This window comes from Bradyrhizobium diazoefficiens, from assembly GCF_016616235.1.
Lineage (GTDB): Bacteria > Pseudomonadota > Alphaproteobacteria > Rhizobiales > Xanthobacteraceae > Bradyrhizobium > Bradyrhizobium diazoefficiens_H.
The window spans coordinates 758,844-779,361 of record NZ_CP067100.1 but is presented as its reverse complement, the minus strand read 5'-3'; the positions used below and the strand labels follow the sequence as shown (position 1 = coordinate 779,361).

Annotated in this window: 21 protein-coding genes; 12 read left to right on the top strand and 9 right to left on the bottom strand. The window is 65.1% G+C overall.

The window, feature by feature from the left end:
* Positions 1-78: 78 nt before the first annotated feature.
* The gene (gene ubiG, locus JJB99_RS03615) at positions 79-852 is read right to left on the bottom strand and encodes a bifunctional 2-polyprenyl-6-hydroxyphenol methylase/3-demethylubiquinol 3-O-methyltransferase UbiG (RefSeq protein WP_200497437.1); all 774 of its coding nucleotides are present in this window, start codon (positions 850-852) and stop codon (positions 79-81) included.
* Between the two features lie 14 nt (positions 853-866).
* Positions 867-1,334, bottom strand: a complete 468-nt coding sequence (locus JJB99_RS03610) for a PH domain-containing protein (RefSeq protein WP_200497436.1) — start codon at positions 1,332-1,334, stop codon at positions 867-869.
* Between the two features lie 152 nt (positions 1,335-1,486).
* Between JJB99_RS03610 and JJB99_RS03605 the strand changes: the two genes are divergently transcribed.
* The 3 genes from JJB99_RS03605 (at position 1,487) to prfA (ending at position 6,509) form a co-directional block, all read left to right on the top strand.
* Positions 1,487-2,743 carry an aspartate kinase gene (locus JJB99_RS03605; RefSeq protein ID WP_200497435.1) on the top strand — a complete coding sequence of 419 codons (1,257 nt, stop codon included), beginning with the start codon at positions 1,487-1,489 and terminating at the stop codon, positions 2,741-2,743.
* Positions 2,744-3,098: 355 nt separating this feature from the next.
* Positions 3,099-5,366 (top strand): phosphoenolpyruvate--protein phosphotransferase, encoded by a 2,268-nt coding sequence (gene ptsP, locus JJB99_RS03600; RefSeq protein WP_200497434.1) that lies wholly within the window; start codon positions 3,099-3,101, stop codon positions 5,364-5,366.
* Between the two features lie 57 nt (positions 5,367-5,423).
* Positions 5,424-6,509 carry a peptide chain release factor 1 gene (gene prfA, locus JJB99_RS03595; RefSeq protein WP_200497433.1) on the top strand — a complete coding sequence of 362 codons (1,086 nt, stop codon included), beginning with the start codon at positions 5,424-5,426 and terminating at the stop codon, positions 6,507-6,509.
* Here prfA and JJB99_RS03590 read toward each other — a convergent pair.
* Together JJB99_RS03590 and JJB99_RS03585 are read right to left on the bottom strand one after the other, a co-directional pair.
* Complete coding sequence (locus tag JJB99_RS03590; RefSeq protein ID WP_200497432.1) at positions 6,506-6,997, bottom strand: MarR family winged helix-turn-helix transcriptional regulator; 492 nt, start codon at positions 6,995-6,997, stop codon at positions 6,506-6,508. The two genes, prfA and JJB99_RS03590, sit on opposite strands and share 4 nt — an antisense overlap.
* Before the next feature lie 122 nt (positions 6,998-7,119).
* Complete coding sequence (locus tag JJB99_RS03585) at positions 7,120-7,737, bottom strand: hypothetical protein (RefSeq protein ID WP_200497431.1); 618 nt, start codon at positions 7,735-7,737, stop codon at positions 7,120-7,122.
* 250 nt (positions 7,738-7,987) lie between these two features.
* Between JJB99_RS03585 and JJB99_RS03580 the strand changes: the two genes are divergently transcribed.
* The 4 genes from JJB99_RS03580 (at position 7,988) to JJB99_RS03565 (ending at position 12,852) form a co-directional block, all read left to right on the top strand.
* Entirely contained in the window at positions 7,988-9,322 is a 1,335-nt protein-coding gene (locus JJB99_RS03580) for a substrate-binding protein (protein ID WP_200497430.1), read from the top strand.
* Between the two features lie 100 nt (positions 9,323-9,422).
* Positions 9,423-10,298, top strand: a complete 876-nt coding sequence (locus JJB99_RS03575) for a branched-chain amino acid ABC transporter permease (protein WP_200497429.1) — start codon at positions 9,423-9,425, stop codon at positions 10,296-10,298.
* 11 nt (positions 10,299-10,309) lie between these two features.
* Entirely contained in the window at positions 10,310-12,157 is a 1,848-nt protein-coding gene (locus JJB99_RS03570; RefSeq protein WP_200497428.1) for a branched-chain amino acid ABC transporter ATP-binding protein/permease, read from the top strand.
* Positions 12,154-12,852: an ABC transporter ATP-binding protein gene (locus JJB99_RS03565; RefSeq protein WP_200497427.1), complete on the top strand. Its 699-nt coding sequence runs from the start codon at positions 12,154-12,156 to the stop codon at positions 12,850-12,852. The genes JJB99_RS03570 and JJB99_RS03565 overlap by 4 nt, the downstream gene beginning before the upstream one ends.
* Here the strand turns inward: JJB99_RS03565 and JJB99_RS03560 are convergent.
* Complete coding sequence (locus tag JJB99_RS03560; RefSeq protein WP_200497426.1) at positions 12,849-13,274, bottom strand: HIT family protein; 426 nt, start codon at positions 13,272-13,274, stop codon at positions 12,849-12,851. The two genes, JJB99_RS03565 and JJB99_RS03560, sit on opposite strands and share 4 nt — an antisense overlap.
* 91 nt (positions 13,275-13,365) lie before the next feature.
* Here JJB99_RS03560 and prmC point away from each other — a divergent pair, with 91 nt between their 5' ends.
* Positions 13,366-14,256 (top strand): peptide chain release factor N(5)-glutamine methyltransferase, encoded by an 891-nt coding sequence (gene prmC, locus JJB99_RS03555; protein WP_200497425.1) that lies wholly within the window; start codon positions 13,366-13,368, stop codon positions 14,254-14,256.
* Between the two features lie 474 nt (positions 14,257-14,730).
* On the top strand, positions 14,731-15,504 hold the full coding sequence (locus JJB99_RS03550) for a DUF4167 domain-containing protein (RefSeq protein ID WP_200497424.1): 774 nt from the start codon (positions 14,731-14,733) through the stop codon (positions 15,502-15,504).
* A 61-nt stretch (positions 15,505-15,565) separates the two neighbouring features.
* On the opposite strand, the gene JJB99_RS03545 is transcribed toward JJB99_RS03550, so the two are convergent.
* Positions 15,566-16,309 (bottom strand): methyltransferase domain-containing protein, encoded by a 744-nt coding sequence (locus JJB99_RS03545; protein ID WP_200497423.1) that lies wholly within the window; start codon positions 16,307-16,309, stop codon positions 15,566-15,568.
* Between the two features lie 108 nt (positions 16,310-16,417).
* Here JJB99_RS03545 and gloB point away from each other — a divergent pair, with 108 nt between their 5' ends.
* The 3 genes from gloB (at position 16,418) to JJB99_RS03530 (ending at position 18,388) form a co-directional block, all read left to right on the top strand.
* A complete protein-coding gene (gloB, locus tag JJB99_RS03540) occupies positions 16,418-17,185 on the top strand; it encodes a hydroxyacylglutathione hydrolase (protein ID WP_200497422.1) in 768 nt (255 codons plus the stop codon).
* A 23-nt stretch (positions 17,186-17,208) separates the two neighbouring features.
* Positions 17,209-17,631 (top strand): cupin domain-containing protein, encoded by a 423-nt coding sequence (locus JJB99_RS03535; protein ID WP_200497421.1) that lies wholly within the window; start codon positions 17,209-17,211, stop codon positions 17,629-17,631.
* A 73-nt stretch (positions 17,632-17,704) separates the two neighbouring features.
* On the top strand, positions 17,705-18,388 hold the full coding sequence (locus JJB99_RS03530) for a flavin reductase family protein (protein WP_200497420.1): 684 nt from the start codon (positions 17,705-17,707) through the stop codon (positions 18,386-18,388).
* Positions 18,389-18,395: 7 nt separating this feature from the next.
* On the opposite strand, the gene JJB99_RS03525 is transcribed toward JJB99_RS03530, so the two are convergent.
* The 3 genes from JJB99_RS03525 to phbB all read right to left on the bottom strand — a co-directional run bounded on the left by JJB99_RS03525 (position 18,396) and on the right by phbB (position 20,374).
* Complete coding sequence (locus JJB99_RS03525) at positions 18,396-18,680, bottom strand: hypothetical protein (RefSeq protein WP_200497419.1); 285 nt, start codon at positions 18,678-18,680, stop codon at positions 18,396-18,398.
* Positions 18,677-19,546, bottom strand: coding sequence for an aromatic amino acid exporter YddG (yddG, locus tag JJB99_RS03520; protein WP_200500033.1), 870 nt, complete (start codon positions 19,544-19,546; stop codon positions 18,677-18,679). Before yddG ends, JJB99_RS03525 begins: the two co-directional genes overlap by 4 nt.
* Before the next feature lie 102 nt (positions 19,547-19,648).
* Complete coding sequence (gene phbB, locus JJB99_RS03515; protein WP_200497418.1) at positions 19,649-20,374, bottom strand: acetoacetyl-CoA reductase; 726 nt, start codon at positions 20,372-20,374, stop codon at positions 19,649-19,651.
* Positions 20,375-20,518 lie beyond the last annotated feature (144 nt).

Genomic DNA, 20,518 nt, shown 5'->3' with positions numbered 1-20,518 from the left:
CAACCTGCCGCTAGCGGCGAAGCAGGTCAATCACGCCCACGTCATAGGAGCGATGCTCGCGCCTCGCTCACTCGCCCCTCATAGCATCCGTTCCGCCACCACCATGTAGTTCACGTCCATATCCGACGAGAGCGTCCATTTGTCGGCGAAGGGCGAGTAGACGACGCCGGTCTGCTCGGTGATGACGAGGCGGTTGTCGAGCAGGTATTTGGTCAGCTCGTCGGGGGTGACGAACTTGTTCCACTCATGGGTGCCGCGCGGCAGCCAGCGCAGGACGTATTCGGCGCCGACGATGGCGAGCGCGAAGCTCTTCCAGTTCCGGTTCAGGGTCGAGACCACCATCAGGCCGTTCGGCTTCAGCATCGCGGCGCAGCGCTTGAGGAAGACGCCGACGTCGACGACATGCTCGACCACCTCCATCGCCAGCACGATGTCGAAGCGCTCGCGGGGGTCGATCTCCTCCACCGTGGTGCAGCGATAGTCGATCGCAAGATGGCTCTTGTCGGCATGCAGCTTCGCAGCCGCGATGTTGCTGGCCGAGGGGTCGACGCCGATGACCTGCGCGCCGAGGCGCGACAGCGGCTCGCACAACAAGCCGGCGCCACAGCCGATGTCGAGCAGGCGCAGGCCGCCGAGACAGTTGAGGCTGCGCACATTGCGCTCGAACTTGCGGCAGGCGGCGTCGCGGATGTAGCCGAGCCGCAGCGGGTTGATCCGGTGCAGCGGCGCCATCTTGCCCTTGGGGTCCCACCACTCGGCCGAGAGTTTTGAGAATTTCGCGATCTCGGCGGCGTCGACAGTCGAGCCCGGCTGGGCGGTGGCGGTTGCGGAGGTATTTTGCTGCATGCTCATGCTTACGCGCGGTCCTACCGCGTGGTGATCGAACTACGGAAGGCGAGCGGCGAGGCGATGGTCCTGATCGTCTCGACCCCCTCGCCCACGCCGCGAATCGTCACGTCGCCGTAGTTGAGAATACGTCCAGGAATGGTCTGATCGACGTCGACGCTCTCGACCTTGTCCAGCGCCATCTCGAAGGTGCGGCGCTTGATGAACCCGGTCTTGTGCACGACCCTGAGGTTCGTGACGTCGGTCTCGGTGGTGAAGCGATGGAACCAGCCCTTCACGGTCCAGAACAGGGCCGCCAGCGCGACCAGCGCTGAGCCGATGAGACACAGCATCACGAGCCCATCGGCCGTGGCCTGCCGTGACAGGACCAGCAGGACCAGAGCCAAGATCCAGGCCACGATGGCCGGAAAATAGAAAATCCAGTGCGCATTGGTCGAATACAGCACCTTCTCGCCGGGCTGAAGAATCTCGTCGATATAGCGCGCCATGATCCCGGTTAACCCATTACCCCCGCACCCTGCCCCCGCAGGAACCCGCTTGCCCCCGGCGCCGCCGCTATGTATACGCGCGGTCGGTGTCCGCGAGGCTCCGTCCAGTGCGGCCACCATACTGATCCTTATGAGGGAATGCACGCGTCGTCATGAGCCGCCTCGTGATGAAATTCGGCGGCACATCCGTCGCCAATATCGAACGCATCCGCAACGTCGCACGCCATGTGAAGCGTGAGGTCGACGCCGGCCATGAAGTGGCCGTGGTCGTCTCGGCGATGTCCGGAAAGACCAACGAGCTGGTGGCCTGGTGCACCGAGGCCTCGCCGATGCACGATGCGCGCGAATACGACGCCGTGGTCGCCTCGGGCGAGCAGGTGACGTCGGGTCTGCTCGCCATCGTGCTTCAGGGCATGGGCATCCAGGCCCGCTCCTGGCAGGGCTGGCAGATCCCGATCAAGACCAGCGACGCCCATGCCTCGGCGCGGATCGAGGACATCGACGGCAGTGAGATCATCAAGCGCTTCCGGGAGCACAAGGAAGTCGCTGTCATCGCCGGCTTCCAGGGCATCGACCCCGAAACGAACCGCATCACCACGCTTGGCCGCGGCGGCTCGGACACCTCGGCCGTGGCGGTCGCCGCTGCCGTCAAGGCGGATCGCTGCGACATCTACACCGACGTCGACGGCGTCTACACCACTGACCCGCGAATCGTGCCGAAGGCCAAGAGGCTCGACAAGATCGCATTCGAAGACATGCTGGAACTGGCTTCGCAGGGCGCCAAGGTGCTCCAGGTGCGCTCGGTGGAACTCGGCATGGTCCATAACATGCCGATCTTCGTCCGCTCGAGCTTCGACAAGCCCGAGGATATCGACCCGCATGCCAACCAGCCGCCCGGCACGCTGATCTGCAGCGAGGAGGAGATCATGGAAAGCCACGTCGTCACCGGCATCGCCTTTTCGAAGGACGAGGCCCAGATCTCGGTGCGCCAGATCGAGGACAAGCCGGGCGTTGCGGCGTCGATCTTCGGCCCGCTGGCGGATGCCAACATCAACGTCGACATGATCGTGCAAAACGTCTCCGAGGACGGCAAGACCACCGACCTCACCTTCACGGTGCCGGCGGCCGACTACGGCCGCGCCAAGGACACGATCACCGCCGCCAAGGGCAAGATCGGTTATGCAAGGCTGGATACAGCCACCGACGTCGCCAAGATCTCGGTGATCGGCAGCGGCATGCGCAGCCATGCCGGCGTCGCCGCCCAGGCGTTCTCGGCCCTCGCGGGGCGGAATATCAACATCCGGGCCATCACAACCTCCGAGATCAAGTTCTCGGTTTTGATCGACACGGCCTATACCGAGCTTGCGGTGCGCACCTTGCACACGCTTTACGGCCTGGATCAGGGCTGAAGCGCGCCCCGTCATCGCGCTTCAGATTTGTTGTTTGAGCCTGATCGTTCCGGAAAACCGCTTCGCCCTTTTGCGGGCCATGCTTGGACTAATTTTCTCTTAGCGGTCGCAGCAAACGCGAAGGTGTACACACCTTCGCGTCTGGCAGGCGTTTTGCTTGGCAAAACAAGCCTCAATTCGCTATACGGCGGACAGGGCGGGCTGCCACAGACTGTGCCCCAGTCGAGGCGGCGCTGATTCGGCTCAGGTAGGCAGCCTGGGCCGTTGCCGGATAAGCAAATTCGTTGTTTTTCTGGATTTCGGGCGAGCCGCCGGGCACCTTTCGGGCCCGGCTGACGGAGGAGATTGACGGTTCATGCGGAGCGCGTCGGGAGGTCCCCGCGTCTTGTTGAGACGGCTCCGCGAAACCATGGCGGAGCAGGTCTCGGCCCAGGAGCGGCTGGACAAGATCGTGGTGCTGATCGCCGCCAACATGGTGGCCGAGGTGTGCTCGGTCTATGTGCTGCGCGTCGACAACACGCTCGAGCTCTACGCTACCGAAGGCCTCAACCGCGAGGCCGTGCACCATACCGTGCTTAGCGCCCATGAGGGCCTGGTCGGCCTCGTCGCCAGCGAGGCGACCCCCCTCAACTTGAGCGATGCGCAGAGTCATCCGGCCTTCTCGTTTCGCCCCGAGACCGGCGAAGAAATCTACCACTCCTTCCTCGGCGTGCCGATTCTGCGCGCCGGCAACACGCTCGGCGTGCTGGTGGTGCAGAACCGCGCCAAGCGCAACTATGTCGAGGAGGAGCTCGAGGCGCTGCAGACCACCGCCATGGTACTGGCGGAGCTGATCGCCTCCGGTGAATTGTCTGCGCTGGCGCAGCCGGGCCTGGAGCCCGCCGCGCGGCATTCCGCGCAGAAGGTCGGTGCCATCCTGTCGGAAGGCATCGCGCTCGGCCATGTCGTGCTGCATGAGCCGCGCGTCGTCATCAAGGACTACATCGCGGAAGACCTGCCGAAGGAAATCAAGCGGCTCGACACCGCGCTCGCCAAGCTCCGCGCCGATCTCGACCGCATGCTGGAGCGCGGCGATGTCGCCGAGGGCGGCGAGCACCGCGAGGTGCTGGAAGCCTACCGCATGTTCGCCAACGACCAGGGCTGGTCGCACAAGCTGCACGAGGCGGTCGCCACCGGCCTCACCGCGGAGGCCGCCGTCGAGCGCGTGCAGTCCGACACCCGTGCGCGCATGCTGCGCTCGACCGATCCCTATTTGCGCGACCGGCTGCACGACCTCGAGGATCTCGGCTACCGCCTGATGCGGCAGCTGGTCGGCCAGGATCACGCGCCGTCACGCGAGCAACTGCCCGATAACGCCATCGTCATCGCGCGCGCCATGGGTCCGGCGGCGCTGCTCGATTACGACCGCAAGCGCCTGCGCGGCATCGTGCTCGAGGAAGGCACCGCCAACTCCCACGTCTCGATCGTGGCGCGCGCGCTCGGCATTCCCGCGGTCGGCGAGGTCCCGAATGCGCCCGGCATTGCCGATCCCGGCGATGCCATCATCGTCGACGGCACCTCCGGCTCGATCTATGTGCGCCCGTCGCAGGAGGTCGAAGCGGCCTTCGCCGAGCGCGTGCGCTTCCGCGCCCGCCGCCAGGCGCAATATCTCGCGCTGCGCGACCGTCCCTGCGTCACCAAGGACGGCCAGAAGGTCGAGCTGATGATCAACGCAGGGCTCGCGATCGACCTGCCGCACATCGAGGACACCGGTAGCGCCGGTATCGGCCTGTTCCGCACCGAGCTGCAATTCATGGTCGGACAGAGCCTGCCGCGCACCAGCGACCAGCTCGCACTCTATCGCACCGTGCTGGACGCGGCGGGCAGCAAGCCCGTCACCTTCCGCACCCTCGATATCGGCGGCGACAAGGCGCTGCCCTATATGGAAGCCGTGATCGAGGAGAACCCCGCGCTCGGCTGGCGCGCGATCCGGCTTGGACTGGACCGTCCGGGCCTGCTGCGCGGCCAGATCCGTGCGCTCTTGCGCGCCGGCGGCGGCCGTGCGTTGCGCATCATGTTCCCGATGATCTCGGAGGTGACCGAATTCGACGCGGCGAAGGCGCTGGTCGAGCGCGAACTGACTTACCTGCGCCAGCACGGCCACACGCTGCCGGAGCGCATCGACATCGGCACCATGGTCGAAGTCCCCGCCCTGCTCTACCAGCTCGACGAACTCCTGAGGAAGGTCGACTTCATCTCGGTCGGCTCCAACGATCTGTTCCAGTTCCTGTTCGCGGTCGATCGCGGCAATCCCAAGGTCTCCGAGCGTTTCGACACCATGTCGGCCCCCATTCTGCGCGCGCTGCGCGATATCGCGCGCAAATCGCAGGCCGCGCAGAAATCGCTGTCGCTGTGCGGCGAGATGGCCTCCAAACCGATCGGCGCGCTGGCGCTGATCGCGATGGGCTATCGCTCGCTGTCGCTGTCGGCGACCGCACTGGGGCCGGTCAAGGCGATGGTGATCGATCTCGATGCCAGGAAGGCCGAGACGATGCTCAACCCTCTGCTGGATGCGCCCGCCGGCAGCGTCTCGATCCGGCAGAAGCTGACGGAATTTGCCGAGGCCGAAGGCCTGGCGTTGTAGCGGGCCTGCCGCCGCTTTCCGCCGCCTCACCTCCTTCCGCCTCTTGAGACTGAACCGATGTCGTCACTCCCCGAAGCCAAACTGGACGTCCTGCTCGCGCATCACGCCTCGCTCGAGGCCGAATCGCTGGGACAGCTCGCCTCCGAGCGCTATGTGCAGATCACCCGCGAGCTCGCCGAACTCACGCCACTGATCGAGGCGGTGAAGGCTTATCGGTCTGCGGTCAAGGAGCTCGCCGACACCGAGACGCTGATCGCCGATCCCGCAACCGATGCCGAGATGCGCAGCATGGCGGAAAGCGAGCGCGACGAGCTGACGTCCCGGATCGAGGAGCTGGTCCAGAAGATCCGCGTCGCGCTGCTGCCCAAGGATGCCATGGACGATCGCAACGTCGTGCTGGAAATCCGCGCCGGCACCGGCGGCGACGAGGCTTCGCTGTTCGCCGGCGACCTGTTCCGCATGTACGAGCGCTTCGCCAGCTTGCAGGGCTGGAAGGTCGAGGTGATCTCGGCCAGCGAAGGCACGGTCGGCGGCTACAAGGAAATCATCGCGGAGGTGCAGGGCCGTGGCGCGTTCTCGAAGCTGAAGTTCGAATCCGGCGTGCACCGCGTGCAGCGCGTGCCCGATACGGAAACCCAAGGACGCATTCATACGTCCGCAGCGACCGTTGCAGTGCTGCCGGAGGTCGAGGATGTCGACGTCGACATCAAGAACGACGACCTCCGCATCGAGACCATGCGTGCGCAGGGCGCCGGCGGCCAGCACGTCAATAAGACGGAATCGGCGATCCGCATCACCCACATCCCGACCGGCATCGTGGTGATGATGCAGGACTCGCGCTCGCAGCATAAGAACCGCGCCTCAGCCATGAACATCCTGCGCTCGCGCATCTATGACGCCGAGCGCCAGCGCGTCGATGCTGCACGTTCGGCCGAGCGCAAGGAGAAGGTCGGCTCAGGCGACCGCTCTGAGCGGATCCGCACCTACAATTTCCCGCAAGGCCGCGTCACCGACCACCGCATCAACCTGACGCTCTACAAGCTGCCGCAGGTGATCGCGGGCGAGGCGCTGGGCGAGTTGATCGACGCGCTGACCACCGAGCACCAGGCAGCGCAACTCGCGGCGCAAGGCGCGGCGGCTTAAAGCTCGCGCCTCAACGCGCTTTTGGCCCGGAACGATCGCAGGATCTTGCCCAAAGCGGGCGCGGCGGCAGTCAGCTCGTCCAGATGAATGCGCGAGAGCGATCTCAGTTTCTGCTCGCCCTTGGCCGTCAGCTTGACTAGGACGCGACGCGCGTCCTCGGGATCGGCTTGCCGGCCGATCAGCTTCAGCTTCGCCATCCGATCCACCAGCTCCACTGCGGTGTGGTGTCGGATCAGGAGGAAGCGCGCGAGATCGCCGACGCTGGCGCCGTCCGGATCAGCCAATCCCTTGATCGCCAGCAGCGCCTGGTGCTGCTGCGCCGTCAATCCGGCGTTCTGGGCCGCGGCTTCGCTGAAGGCCAGGAAGGTTCGGAGCTGGTAGCGGAATTGCGCCAACGCCGCGTAGTCGGAGTCGCGCATGGTGCGGCTGTCTGAAGACCGTGCAGGCATTGTCGCCGCGGACCGTTGCGCCTTCTTCGCCTGAACCATGCGGTGCCGCCTCCGACCCTGCGCCCGGCGATGCGGGCGGCTTAGCCAAAAGTAGCAAGCAGCGGCCGCCGAACCAATCGGCGGGCGCCGCGGATGCACAAATATCGGCGCCTTGCGGCCGGCTATTCGAAGCTGGACAGCAGGATTTTGACGAGGATGACCTGAAACGCGATCGGGATGCGGACGCTCTTGCGCCGGATCGAGCGCTGGAGCGCGCTGACGATCTCCGCACTGCTGAGGGCACCCGTCGATGCATTGATGATCAGCTCGGACCACATCTGCGACAGCGAGCCGCCGGGCCGGATCACCGGCTTGATGGTCACGCCGCAGCCCTGCGCCCAGTCGACGATCTCCCGCATGGTGTGGGGACCGCAATTGCGTGCGGTCGCGAGGCGCTCGGCCGTCAGCGCGCGCAGCAATTCGCGCGAGGGCGACCAATTCCCCTTCGGCGGCTGCTCGCCGGTAAGCTCGACCGCGAGCTCCTTGAGGACGTTCTGGGCGCGGACGCTCAGGCGTTTCATCGGCACCGGCGCGCGCTTCGCCGGAACGGAGCCGACGGCCGGTCCGCGCTCGACGGCCGGCCGATTGTGCGGCTCGGGCATGCGGAAGGCATCGCCCGACTGCGGCGCCGTGCGCTGGTCGCCCGCCTCTCCGGCGGGCCGCACAGCCTCTTGCCGCTCCGCCTCCTGCGGCCAGGATCGCCGCTTCCGGGCACCTGCCACTGTCGTCTGCCGCGCCATGTCCCTCGCCGAACGCCAGCCTCGTACTCACAAAGACTAATATATATCGTCATACGACATGTTTTCACGACATAATTTTCGTCGTTCGACCAAAGGCGAAATTGACAGAAGGTCTTCACAAGCAATGCTTATGGCCAGGAACTACACGCGGATGTGACGTGCCCGGCGGGGGCAGGCCAAGCGAGGCCGGTTGCCGCCGGACAGGTCGTGTCTGGCCTGCAACCAAGAACGATGTTCGGAGGAAACGATCATGACTGACAAACTCGTCCGCCGCGGCCTCTCGCGCCGTGGCCTGCTCCAGACCACCGCAGGCCTGATCGGCGGCTCAGTGCTGCCCGCGCTGCCGGCATTCGCCGAGGACAAGCCGGCGATCGGCACCTATCCCGCGGGCGTATCGGGTTCCACCGCCTTCATCGGCATCTCGGTACCGCGCACCGGCACCTATGCCGTGCAGGGCGAGGACGAGCTCAAGGGCTATCAGCTCGCGATCGAGCACATCAACAGCGGTCACGATCTGATCAAGAAGATCTCGCCGAAGACCAGCAAGGGCGTGCTCGGCAAGGAGCTGAAGTTCGGCGTCGCGGATTCCGCGGCGAAGCCCAACGAGGCGGTGCAGGCGCAGCAGCGCTTCATCAGCGAGAACAAGGCGATCATGATCACCGGCGGCACGTCGAGCGCGGTCGCGGTCGCGCTCAACAAGCTCGCCCAGCGCGAGAAGGTGATCTTCGTGTGCGGCATCTCCGGCTCGAACGACACCACCGGCAAGGATTGCGTCCGCTACGGCTTCCGCCAGAACTTCTTCGGCCAGACCGCGGCCGCGGCGATCGGCCCGGTGATGGTGCGCGAGTTCGGCAAGGGCAAGAAGGCGGCGTATCTCACGCCGGACTACACCTACGGCCACACCGTCACCAAGTCGATGCAGGACTTCCTCGCCGCCGCCGGCTGGACCACCGTGACCAACCAGGTCGCGCCGCTCGGCGCGCCGGACTATTCCTCCTATTTGCTGAACGTCGCGAATTCCGGCGCCGACGTGCTCATCAATGTCAACTGGGGCCACGACGCGGTGCTGTCGACGCAGCAGGCCAAGCAGTTCGGCGTGCTCGACAAGATGAAGCTGGTGGTGCCCTATCAGGTGCCGTTCATCGCGCGCGAGACCGGCGGCCTGATGCAGGGCGTCTACGCCGCCACCGACTATTGGTGGACGATAGAGGACAAGTTCCCGCTGGCCAAGATGTTCAACGAGGCCTTCGAGAAGAAGTACGGCTACAAGCCGGAATGGGGCGCCGAGAACGCCTATGTCAGCTTCGCGCACTGGGCCCGCATGTGCGAGGAAGCCGGCAGCTTCAATCCGCCCGACGTGATCAAGGCCTATGAGAAGGGCGAGACCATCCCCTCGCTCGTCGGCGACGTGCATTACCGTCCCGAGGATCACCAGTGCGTCCGTCCTGTCATCATCGTCAAGGGCAAGCAGCAGAAGGACATGAAGAACAAGGAAGACTGGTACGACGTCGTCGAGATCGTCCCGGGCGAGGGCTTGATGCAGAAGCCGGACGCGTTCGGCTGCCATCTCGGCGACTACACCTGATCCCGCGCTAACCCCTGTGACGCCGCGGGCTGTACTCTGGTCCTGCGGCGTCGCCTTTTTTTGACGCGCGCTGCTGTCGCGTCGCAACGGCGACCATTGCATGATTAGTTGGCCCAATCTCGTTTCGCAGCTCTTCAATGGGCTCGCGCTCGGCGCGCTGCTCGCGCTGATCAGCTCCGGCCTGACCATCATCTACGGCACGCTCGGCGTGCTCAACCTCGCGCATGGCGCGATGTTCATGATCGGCGGCTATGCCGGCTTCGTCACCTACCAGTACACGGAATCGTTCGTCCTCGCCGTGATCGCGGGCTCGCTGTTCGTGATGCTGCTCGGGGTCGCGATGGAGCGCGTCATCATCCGCCATTTCTATCATCGCCCGCACGAGGATCAGCTGCTGGTGACGTTCGGGCTCGGCATCTGCTTCGTCGAGCTCGTGCGGCTGATCTTCTCGAGCCAGTCGCAGATCGTGCCGCCGCCGCCGCTGTTCCAGGGCATCACCAATCTCGGCTTCATGTTCTATCCGACCTACCGCCTCGCCGTGGTCGGCATCGTCGCGGTCGCGCTCGGCGCGCTGTTCCTGGTGCTGTACCGGACCCGCCTCGGCATGATCGTGCGCGCCGGCATCGAGGATTCGGTGATGGTCGATTCGCTCGGCATCAACGTCTACCGCGTCTTTATGGTGGTGTTCGGCATCGGCGCGGCAGCCGCCGGCTTTGCCGGCATCGTCAACGCACCGGTGGTGTCGCTGACCCCTGGCATCGGCGACGACATCCTGGTCCAGACCTTCGTGGTGGTGGTGATCGGCGGCGTCGGCTCGTTCCCCGGCGCGATCCTCGGCGGCTTGATCGCCGGCGAGATCATCAGCGTCACCTCCATGTTCAACCCCGGCTATGCCTATGTGATGCTGTTTGCGGCAATGACGCTCGTGCTCGTGGTGCGACCGCATGGCCTGCTCGGCGTCCAGGGCCGCGAGTAAGCGATCCCCTGATGCTCAAGCAACGCCCGTTCCTGATCGAGACCCTCACCGCGATCGGGTTGATCGCAGCGCCCTTCGTGCTGCCTCATCTCGGCTTCGCGCCCAACACCGTGAACCGGATCCTGGTCTGGGGCCTGTTCGGCCTCGGCTTCGACATCCTGTTCGGCTTCACCGGCCTTCTGTCGTTCGGCCAGTCCGCCTTCTACGGCACCGGCGGCTTCGTCGCCGCCTACCTTTTGACCCGCGCCGGCTTCGGCAACGTGCTCGGCGCGCTGGTCATCGGCATGATCGCGGCGGCCGCGACCGGCTACCTCATAGGCCTGATCGCGCTGCGCCGCACCGGCATCTACTTCGCGATGATCACGGTGGCGATCGCGGAAGTGTTCTTCTTCGTCGAGTTCAATCCGCTCTCCGACTTCACCGGCGGCGAGAACGGCCTGCCGGGCGTGCCGACGCCGAGCTTCAATCTCGGCTTCACCACCATCCACTTCACAAACGGCTGGTCGCTCTACCAGTTCATCGCGCTGTGCTACTTCATCGGCGTCATCATCGCGCTCAGGATCGTGCGGTCGCCGGTCGGAGCGATTCTGAGCGCGATCCGCGACAATCCGCTGCGCGCCACCGCGGTCGGCCACAACATCCACGGCTACAAGCTGACCGCCTTCGTGATCGCAGCCGCTTACGCAGGCTTTGCCGGCGGCCTGCTCGGCGTGCTCCAGGCCTTCATGCCGCCCGACGCCTTCACCTTCGACACCTCCGGCCAGCTCGTGATGCAGACCGCCATCGGCGGCCGCGGCACGCTGTTCGGACCGCTGGTCGGCGCAACCGTCTGGCTGTTCCTCCAGGATTTCCTCCAGTCCGCGCTCGGTCTCGGAGCCGCCTGGAAGCTCGTGCTCGGCGTCGTGTTCGTGCTGCTGGTCTGTTTCCTGCGCGGCGGCATCATCGGCGGTCTTGCCGATCTCTATCGCCTCGTTTCCGGCAAGCGTCAGCGGACGGAGACGGAGAACGAACGGGACGCCGCGGATTCCGAGGCCGCACAGCAACTCGCGCCGGCCCCGATGCAGGCCAAGGAAGCTCAGCACCCCGCTTATTCCGGACCGATCCTGAAAGCCACCGGCCTCACCAAGCGCTATGGCGGTCTCGTCGCCAACAGCGACATCGATTTCAGCGTCGATCGGGGCGAGCTGCGCGGCATCATCGGGCCCAACGGCGCCGGCAAATCGACCTTCTTCAAGATGCTGACCTGCGAGATCGCGCCGACCTCCGGCCAGATCGTGTTCGAGGGGCGCGACATCACGGGCCTGAAGGTCACCGAGGTGTGCCAGCTCGGGCTCACCAAGAGCTACCAGGTCAACCAGCTCTTCACCGGCCTGACGGTGCGGCAGAACCTGACCATCGCCGCACTCGCCGAGCTGCGCGGCAAATTCCGGCTTGACCTGTTCAGGAAGCTCTCGAGCGTCAAGGGCCTGACCGAGCAGGTGGAGCACACGCTCGCGCTGGTCAACCTGACCCGCCGCGCCGACACGCCGGTATCCGAGCTCGCCTATGGCGAGAAGCGCAGGCTGGAGATCGGGCTCGCGCTCGCGACCTCGCCGCGCCTGCTGCTGCTCGACGAGCCGCTCGCCGGCATGAGCCCGCGCGAGCGAGTCGAGACCGTCAAGCTGCTCAAGTCGATCGCGCGCGGCCGCACCATGATCATCATCGACCACGACATGGATTCGCTGTTCGAGCTGGTCGAGCGCGTCACCGTGCTGCAGGAGGGCAAGGTGTTGATCTCCGGCACGCCCGAAGAAATCAAGACCAATGCCGCGGTGCAGGAGGCCTATCTCGGCGGCGTGCATGGGGAGATCGCCGCATGAGCCTGATCGAGGTCAACGGGCTGAACAGCTATTACGGCGATTCCCACATCCTGTTCGACGTCGCCATGCACGTCGAGCGCCACGAGGTGGTGGCGCTGCTCGGGCGCAACGGCGCCGGCAAGAGCACGACGCTGAAAAGCCTGATGGGCGTGGTGACGCCCCGCAGTGGCAGCGTGAAGTTCGACGGCATCGACATCGCCGGACGCCGGAGCCACAGAATCGCGCAGGCGGGCATGCAGCTCGTGCACGAGGAGCGCCGCATCTTCGGCAGCCTCTCGGTGGAGGAGAACATCATCCTCGCCGGCATCACCGCGCCAAAGCGCTGGCCGCTTGGGCGCATCTACGAGATGTTTCCACGCCTGAAGGAGCGGCGCAACAACCGCGGCACCGAGCTTTCCGGCGGCGAGCAGCAGATGCTGGCGATCGCGCGGGCGCTGGTGCGCGATCCCAAGATCGTGCTGCTGGACGAGCCGTTCGAGGGGCTCGCCCCCGTCATCGTCCACGATCTCGTCAAGGCCTGCCGCGAGCTCGCCGCCGCCGGCCAGACCATCGTGCTGGTCGAGCAGAACCTCGCCGCAACGCTGGCGCTGGCGAGCCGGATCTACATCATCAACAATGGGCACATCGTGCATGAGGGGCCGGCGCAGGAGCTCAAGGCACAGCCGGAGCTGCTGCAGCGCTATCTCGGCGTCTAACCCGCGAGCGCAGCGACCATCCGCCTGGCGTGATCGGCGAGCACGGCCATGTCCTCCTTGCGCGTCTGCGCCGGCAACAGCTCGACGCCGGCCCTGACCGGCATGACATGCATGTGCAGGTGAAGCACCACCTGCCCACTGGCGGGCTCGCTGAACTGCTGGAGAATGATCCCTTCCGCGTCGAACGCCTTCATCGCCGCGATCGCGATCCGCTTGGCGGTGCGAGCGACCGCGGCGAGATCGTCATCGGCGATGTCGAGAATGCCGCGCGCCGGTGCCCTCGGAATCACCAGCGTGTGGCCGGGCGAGCGCGGCATGATGTCGAGAAAGGCCAGGCTGCGGTCGTCCCTGAACACCTCGAAGCAGGGAATTTCGCCGCGCAGGATCTTTGCGAAGACGTTCTGATCGTCATAGGCCGTCATGGATCCTCTCCTTCGCTGCGCGGCGCGATCAAACGCGCTCCTTTCCGTTGACGCAAGCAAGTCCGCCGATCTATCCACGATGCCAGGCAGGATGGTTCCATTGGCGACAGATTCCGGACACAGCATCGAGAGGGCGCGGCGCGCGCTTGCGGCACGGCTGCAAGCGGCGGGCATCGAGGAGCCCGCCCTCGACGCCCGCCTGCTCGTCGGCGCCGCGGTGGAGCTCGATCTCACGGCGATGGTCACGCAGGCGGCGCGACGATTGACGCCTGAGGAGGCTGCCCGGCTCGAAGGCTATGCGCAGCGCCGGCTTGCGCGTGAGCCGGTCGCCCGCATTTTGGGAGCGCGGGAATTCTGGGGCCTGCCGTTCCGCCTGTCGGAGGCAACGCTGGTGCCGCGGCCGGACACCGAGACCGTGGTCGAGTTGGCGCTCGCAGTTTTTCGCGAACTCGATCTATCGGGCCGGCGGCCGCGGATCGCTGACATCGGCACCGGATCCGGCGCCATTTTGCTCGCATTGCTGCACGAGATTCCCGCCGCGTTCGGCGTCGGCACCGATGTCAGCCTGACGGCACTCAACACCGCACGTGACAACGCGGCCGCGCTCGGCCTCGCAGGCCGCTCCGGCTTCGTCGCCTGCTCCTATGCGGCGGCGCTTGATGGCCCGTTCGATCTCATCGTGTCGAACCCGCCCTATATCCCCTCGGGGGAAATTCCGAAGCTGAGCCGCGAGGTGCGCGAGCACGATCCGCATCTGGCGCTCGACGGCGGCAATGATGGCTATGACGCCTACCGCGCCCTGATCCCGCAGGCGGCCGAGCGGCTCGCGCCCGGCGGGGCCCTGATCGTCGAGGCCGGACAGGGCCAGGCCCGGGATATTGAAACCTTGATGGCAGCTGCCGCGTTATCGCTGGACAGGCCGCCGAAGGCCGATCTGGGAGGCATTCTCCGGGCGGTTTCGGCCCGAAAAATGCCCCCATAAAAGCCCGATTGGCCTGCAAAAAGCTCTTGGAATATCGCTTGGGAACGACTACCTTCCGATTAACACATCGGTGTCGGCCCCGTAGACCTACGGGCGAAAGCCGGGCTCTCGAGCGAGAGCTTCACTGATTTAAGGTTCCAAGCCGCAGGTCCCAATAAGCGCGATGGCTATCGAAGCTGCGCTGCTTTCCGACCGCAACGTGAACGAAAGCCTGATATTGCGCTTGAACACTTACGCAAGAAAGCTGGGCTTGTTTCGGCAGGCGATATGAATGGGTTCGCTGGCAATGAATGCTGGCGGGTGGGGAACGCGTCTTTGTTGAACGCGACGGTCGACGAACATCGGCAGGGTTTGATCCGTTTTTGCGCGCGGTGCGTGCAAGATGTGTGAACCGCTGTCACCAGGTCACTCACCAGGTCACTCCTGGCAATCAGTAATGCGTGCAACCTTTAGGGCTGGAATTAAAGGCAGGACATGAGAAACGGTCAGAACAAGCAGCGGATGCGCAACCGCAACAACAATAACAACAACAACCGGCGCGGCCAGAACCCGATGACCCGGGTCTACGAGTCCAACGGACCCGACATCAAGATCCGCGGCACGGCCTCGCACATCGCTGAAAAGTATCTCCAGCTGGCGCGCGATGCGCGCTCCTCCGGCGACCCCGTCGCTGCCGAGAACTACTATCAGCATGCCGAGCACTATTTCCGCCTGATCGCGGCGGCCCAGGAACAGTTCCGCCAGAATCAGCAGCAGCCGCGCGGCGACGAGCCCATCAGCACGAGCGACGACGGCGAGGACGACGGCGAGAATTTCTCGAATTTCGGCCAGGAGCCGGGCTTCGTTCCGCAACCGCCGCAGCAGCAGCCTTACATGCGCGAGGGCCAGCGCGATCATCACCAGCGTGATCACCAGAGCCGCGACAATCAGCAGCCCTATCAGCGGGAGAACCAGCAGCCGCGCGAGCAGCGCGAACGCGAGCCTCGTCCGCAGCCGCAATATCAGCCGCAGCCTGCGAACCAGCCGCAGCCCGTTATCGCCGACGCCGGCAGCGTCGATCGCCTGCCCTCCTTCATCACCGGCGCGCAGCCGCAGGCGAATGTCGGCGCCAATGGCGGCCAGGGCGGCTTCGAGGGCGGTGGTGGCGGCGAGCGCTATCCGCGCCGGCGTCGTCGGCCGCATGGCCCGCGCCCCGAGCGCGAGGCGGCGCCAGCCGGTTCGAGCGATGATCTCGCCCCCGGCGAGTAAGCGCCTTCTTCTGATTTTATGGACTGCCATCGTCCTGGCCTCGCGCCGGGACGATTTGTTTCTAGCTGCGCGTGACCGTCGAGGACGGCACCAGCACCGGCTTGGTCAGCGCGGGAATCAGGCGCGCCCGTTCGCGCTTGGCGGGGATCGCGCGGTAGACCTGCTTGGTGGCCTCGACGATGTGCACGCCGGCAAAGGGCAGCGACAGCGCCGCGCCGGCACGCTCCCACATCTGCGCCGATTTCAGCACCCAGCCGCCAGCATAGGGCGGCATGAATAGCGCCTCGCCCCAGGCGGTCGGCGTGAACCAGGTCTGGCGCAGCAGCTCGGTGATCTGCGAGCGCGAATAGGGCCGGCCGTGGCCGAACGGCGTGTTGTCGGTGCGGGTCCACACCCCGCGCCGGTTCGGGATCACCGCGATGACGCGCCCCGAGGGCGACAGCACGCGCCATACCTCGCGCAGCAGCGCGGCCGGATCGTCCGACATCTCCAGCGCATGGATCAAGAGGATGCGGTCGATGGCGGCATCAGGAAGCGGCAGCGTGAACTCGTCCACCAGCGAGGCCAACGCCGGCCGGCCCGTCGGCCATTTCAGCACGCCCTGGGCCGCCGGCATGAAGGCAATGCAGCGCTCGGCATCCTCGCGGAACAGTCCGAGATAGGGCGTGGGATAGCCGATGCCGAGCACGCGCTGGCCCCCGGCGTTCGGCCAGCGCTCCCTGATGCCGCGATTGATCATTTGCCGCGCCACAATCCCGAGGCGGCGGGAATAGAACTCGCGAAGGTCGACGACGTCGATGGTCATGACCGTAATGTAACATGCACAAGGGCGCAGCCGCGCGCGGAATATTGCATTGCCTGCGCAACGTTAACGCCATATCTGTCTGGCGGGGCTGAGCGCGATGGAGATGTCATGGCCGCCGAAATTCGTACTTTCACCTGTTTAAACGACAATTTCGGTTATTTGATCCACGATGTGGAAACCAAGGCGACCGCATCGATCGACGCGCCGGAGGCCGGTCCCATCCTGGCGGCGCTCGAGCGCGAGGGCTGGCAGCTCACCGACATCCTGATCACCCATCATCACGGCGATCATGTCGGCGGGGTCGCCGAACTCAAGCAGAAATACAATTGCCGCGTCGTCGCGCCGCACGACAAGACGACGAAGATCGCCGATGTCGATTTGCGCGTCGCCAATGGCGACGTGGTCAAGGTCGGCAGCTTGCTCGGGCGCGTCATCGAAACGCCCGGCCATACCCTCGACCACATCTCCTACGTGTTCGACAACGAGAAGACGGTGTTCGCCGCCGACACGCTGTTCTCGATCGGCTGCGGCCGCGTGTTCGAGGGCACCTACCCGATGATGTGGGATTCGCTGTTGAAGCTGCGCGCCCTGCCCGACGACTTCAAGCTTTATTGCGGCCACGAATACACGGCGTCCAACGTCAAATTCGCGCTCACCATTGAGCCCGACAATGCGGCGCTCCAGGCGCGTGCGGCGGAAGTGACGAAGCTGCGGGCCGAGAACAAGCCGACCATTCCGTCCCTGCTTGGCGACGAGAAGCGGGCAAATGTGTTCCTGCGCGCCGACGAACCGTCGGTTGCGGCCAAGCTGCACATGAAGGGCGCGGATGCCGCCGCGGTGTTCGGCGAACTGCGCGAACGCAAGAACAAGTCCTGACGAAGAAAGTGCTGACCGGATCGATGCCGACCGCAGCCGAGATCATCGCGCGCCTCGAACTCCGCCCGCATCCCGAGGGCGGGCACTATCGCGAGACGTTTCGCGACCAGACCACGGACGCCAATGGCCGCTCGCGCTCGACCCTGATCTACTTTCTGCTCGCGCGCGGCGAGCGCTCGCACTGGCATCGCATCGATGCGGTCGAGGTCTGGCACTATTACGCCGGCAGCCCGCTAACGCTGCGCATTGCGCATGAAGGCTGCTCGCAGCACGTGGTACGGCTCGGCACGGATCTCGTGAGCGGCGAGCGGCCGCAGGCCATCGTGCCGGCTGAGGCCTGGCAGACGGCCGAGACCACCGGCGAATGGACGCTGGTCGGCTGCACCGTGGCGCCCGCCTTCGAGTTTGCAAAATTCGAGCTCGCGCCAAAAGGCTGGGAGCCGTAGTCCAATCTGGAATCGGGTGGGATCGATCAATCCAACACCGTAGGACGGCGCTCTCAGCAAAGAGGAGCGCACGATGCACGGAACACTCGGTCCCGCCGCCATCCAGATCGACCCGGCCATTTTGTATTTCGGAACGCCGGTCGTCCTGATCGGATCGACCAACGACGACGGCTCTCACAATCTCGCGCCGATGTCCTCGGCATGGTGGGTCGGGTGGCGCTGCATGCTCGGGCTCGCGCGCAATTCGAAAACCACCGAGAACATGATTCGTACCGGCGAATGCGTGCTCAATCTACCGTCGGCCGATCTCGTTGCCGCCGTCGACCGCCTCGCGCGCACGACAGGCTCGAATCCAGTGCCGCCTGGAAAACTCTATCGCGGCTATCGACATGAGAAGGACAAATTCGGGCTTAGCGGCCTGACCGCGCTGGCGAGCGAAACGGTCAGCGCGCCACGCGTGGCCGAGTGCCCGGTGCAGATGGAAGCGAAGGTCACTCATGTGCACGAGATGGCGCAGGACGATTCGGTCTGGCGCGGCAATCTGGCCGCGATCGAGGTGCGCATCACGCGCGTGCACGCCCATCCCGACATCATGATGAACGGGACGAGCAACCGCATCGATCCCGACAAATGGCGGCCGTTGATCCTCAGCTTTCAGGAATTCTACGGCTTGACGCCGCAACGCTTGCAGCGCTCCGAACTCGGACAGATTCCGGAAGCGATGTACCGGCCGCCGGGATGGCAGCCAGCGCTTTAGCCGCGGATCAATCCTTGTCGGCTGGAATGGGCTTCCGCACGGGTATCCGGCGAACAATCACCGTCGGAAGGCTTTCGTAGGCCGGCCGATAACCGCCAGCTCGATATTCTTCTTCGGTCAGTTGGCTGAAGGATTTTCCATTGGTTATCGTAACGGTCTTGGGGCGGCCATACGCGCCCTTGCTCCGATGAATGTCCGTGAATGTTTCGGGAGTCCCGCTGACTTGCGCCATAGCGCCTGGAGTGGCGAGCACCGGGATCAGCATCAGCGATATGGAGAAAGAGCGCCTCACCGCTTCCTCCACACCATGTCCTTCGCCGCGATCAGGCCGCCCCCGGCGATCAGGATCGCGGCGATGGCGATGTTGGCGCTGGCTTTGGCGAAACCGGCGGCGATGAGGAAGCCGGTCGAGAGCAGCGGCGTCGCGTAGGAGGCGGCGCCGAGCACGCGGATGTCTCCGCGCTTCATGCCGATGTCCCAGGCGTAGAAGGCCGCGCCGACCGGGCCGATGCCGAGCCCGATCACGGCGAGCCATTGCAACGCAGTCTCAGGCCACACGGTGGTTTCCAGCATGCTATGCATCAGCGCGGCGAGCGCCGATGTGGCGAGGCAGAAGCCCGCGACCGCATCGGTCGGCACCGCCTTCAGCCGCCGCGACAGCACCGAATAGGCCGCCCAGACGAAGGCAGCGATGAAGGCCGCGACCAATCCCGGCACCGCGCCGGGCGCGAAGCCGGAGGTGTTGCCGGCGAACAGCAGCACGGTGCCGACGAGGCCGAGCACGGCGCCGATGATGTGATGCGCGGCAAGCCGCTCGCCGGGCAGGAGCGATGAGAACAGCACGATCAGCAGCGGCCACATGTAGTTCAAAAGGCCGGCTTCAGCCGGCGGCGCGAAGCGCAGCGCAAGGAAGTACAGGGCGTGATAGCCGAACAGGCCACCAACGCCGACAATCCAGACAACCAGCGGCTGATGCAGGCTTTTCGCCGCACCGCCGCGGCCGATCCAGGTCAGCAGCCCGACGGCACCGCCGATCGCAAAGGTCATTGCGGCGAGCTGAAACGCCGGGATCGTTCCGGTCGCGACTGTCATCACTGACAGCAGCGACCACATCAGGATCGCGGTCAATCCGATCAGGGTGGCGGCGCGCGGATTCATCAATTGAAAGGCTCTGAGGACGCGGATGCCCGGCACGGGGCCGGGCATGGCGTCTCTCTCTTATCGTCTCGCCGCGCGCGAAGCTAGAAACTTGGCGCTACGTCACGCGTGGTACTGGCCGCCATTGATGGTCAAGGTCGAGCCGGTGATGAAGCCGGCCTCATCGGCCGCGAGGAACACCACCGCTCGCGCGATCTCCTCGGGCTCGCCGAGACGATTGACCGGGATCTGCGGAATCACGTTCTTCTCCAGCACGTCCTTCGGCACGGCCTGCACCATTTCGGTGTTGATATAGCCGGGCGCGATCACGTTGACGGTGATGCCGCCCTTGGCGTTTTCGATCGCCAGCGCCTTGGTGAAGCCGATGTCGCCGGCTTTCGCCGCGGAATAGTTGACCTGGCCGAACTGGCCTTTCTGGCCGTTGATCGACGAGATCGAGATGACGCGGCCGAACTTGCGCGCGCGCATCCCCTCGATCACCTGGCGCGTCATGTTGAACAGCGAGCCGAGATTGGTGTTGATGACGGCGTTCCACTGCTCCAGCGTCATCTTGTGGAACGCGGTGTCGCGGGTGATGCCGGCATTATTGACGAGCACGTCGATGGGGCCGAGCTCGGCTTCGACCTTCTTCACGCCATTGGCGCAATCGTCGAAGGACGCGACGTCCCATTTGTAGACGGGGATACCCGTTTCGGCCTTGAACTTCTCCGCCGCGGCATCGTTGCCGGCGTAGCTCGCCGCGACGTTGTAGCCGGCCGCCTTCAGCGCCTTGCTGATCGCAGCTCCGATGCCCCGCGTACCACCCGTCACCAATGCAACACGTGCCATATCGTATTCCTTCCCTTGGACGCTTCGGACGTTTCTGAGTGACCGTTTTTAACGGTGGATTATGCGGTTGGTTTGACGGACATCAAGAACAAAACGCCCGGCGTCGAGCCGGGCGTTTCTATTTAGTCGAGGCTTGCGCGGTTG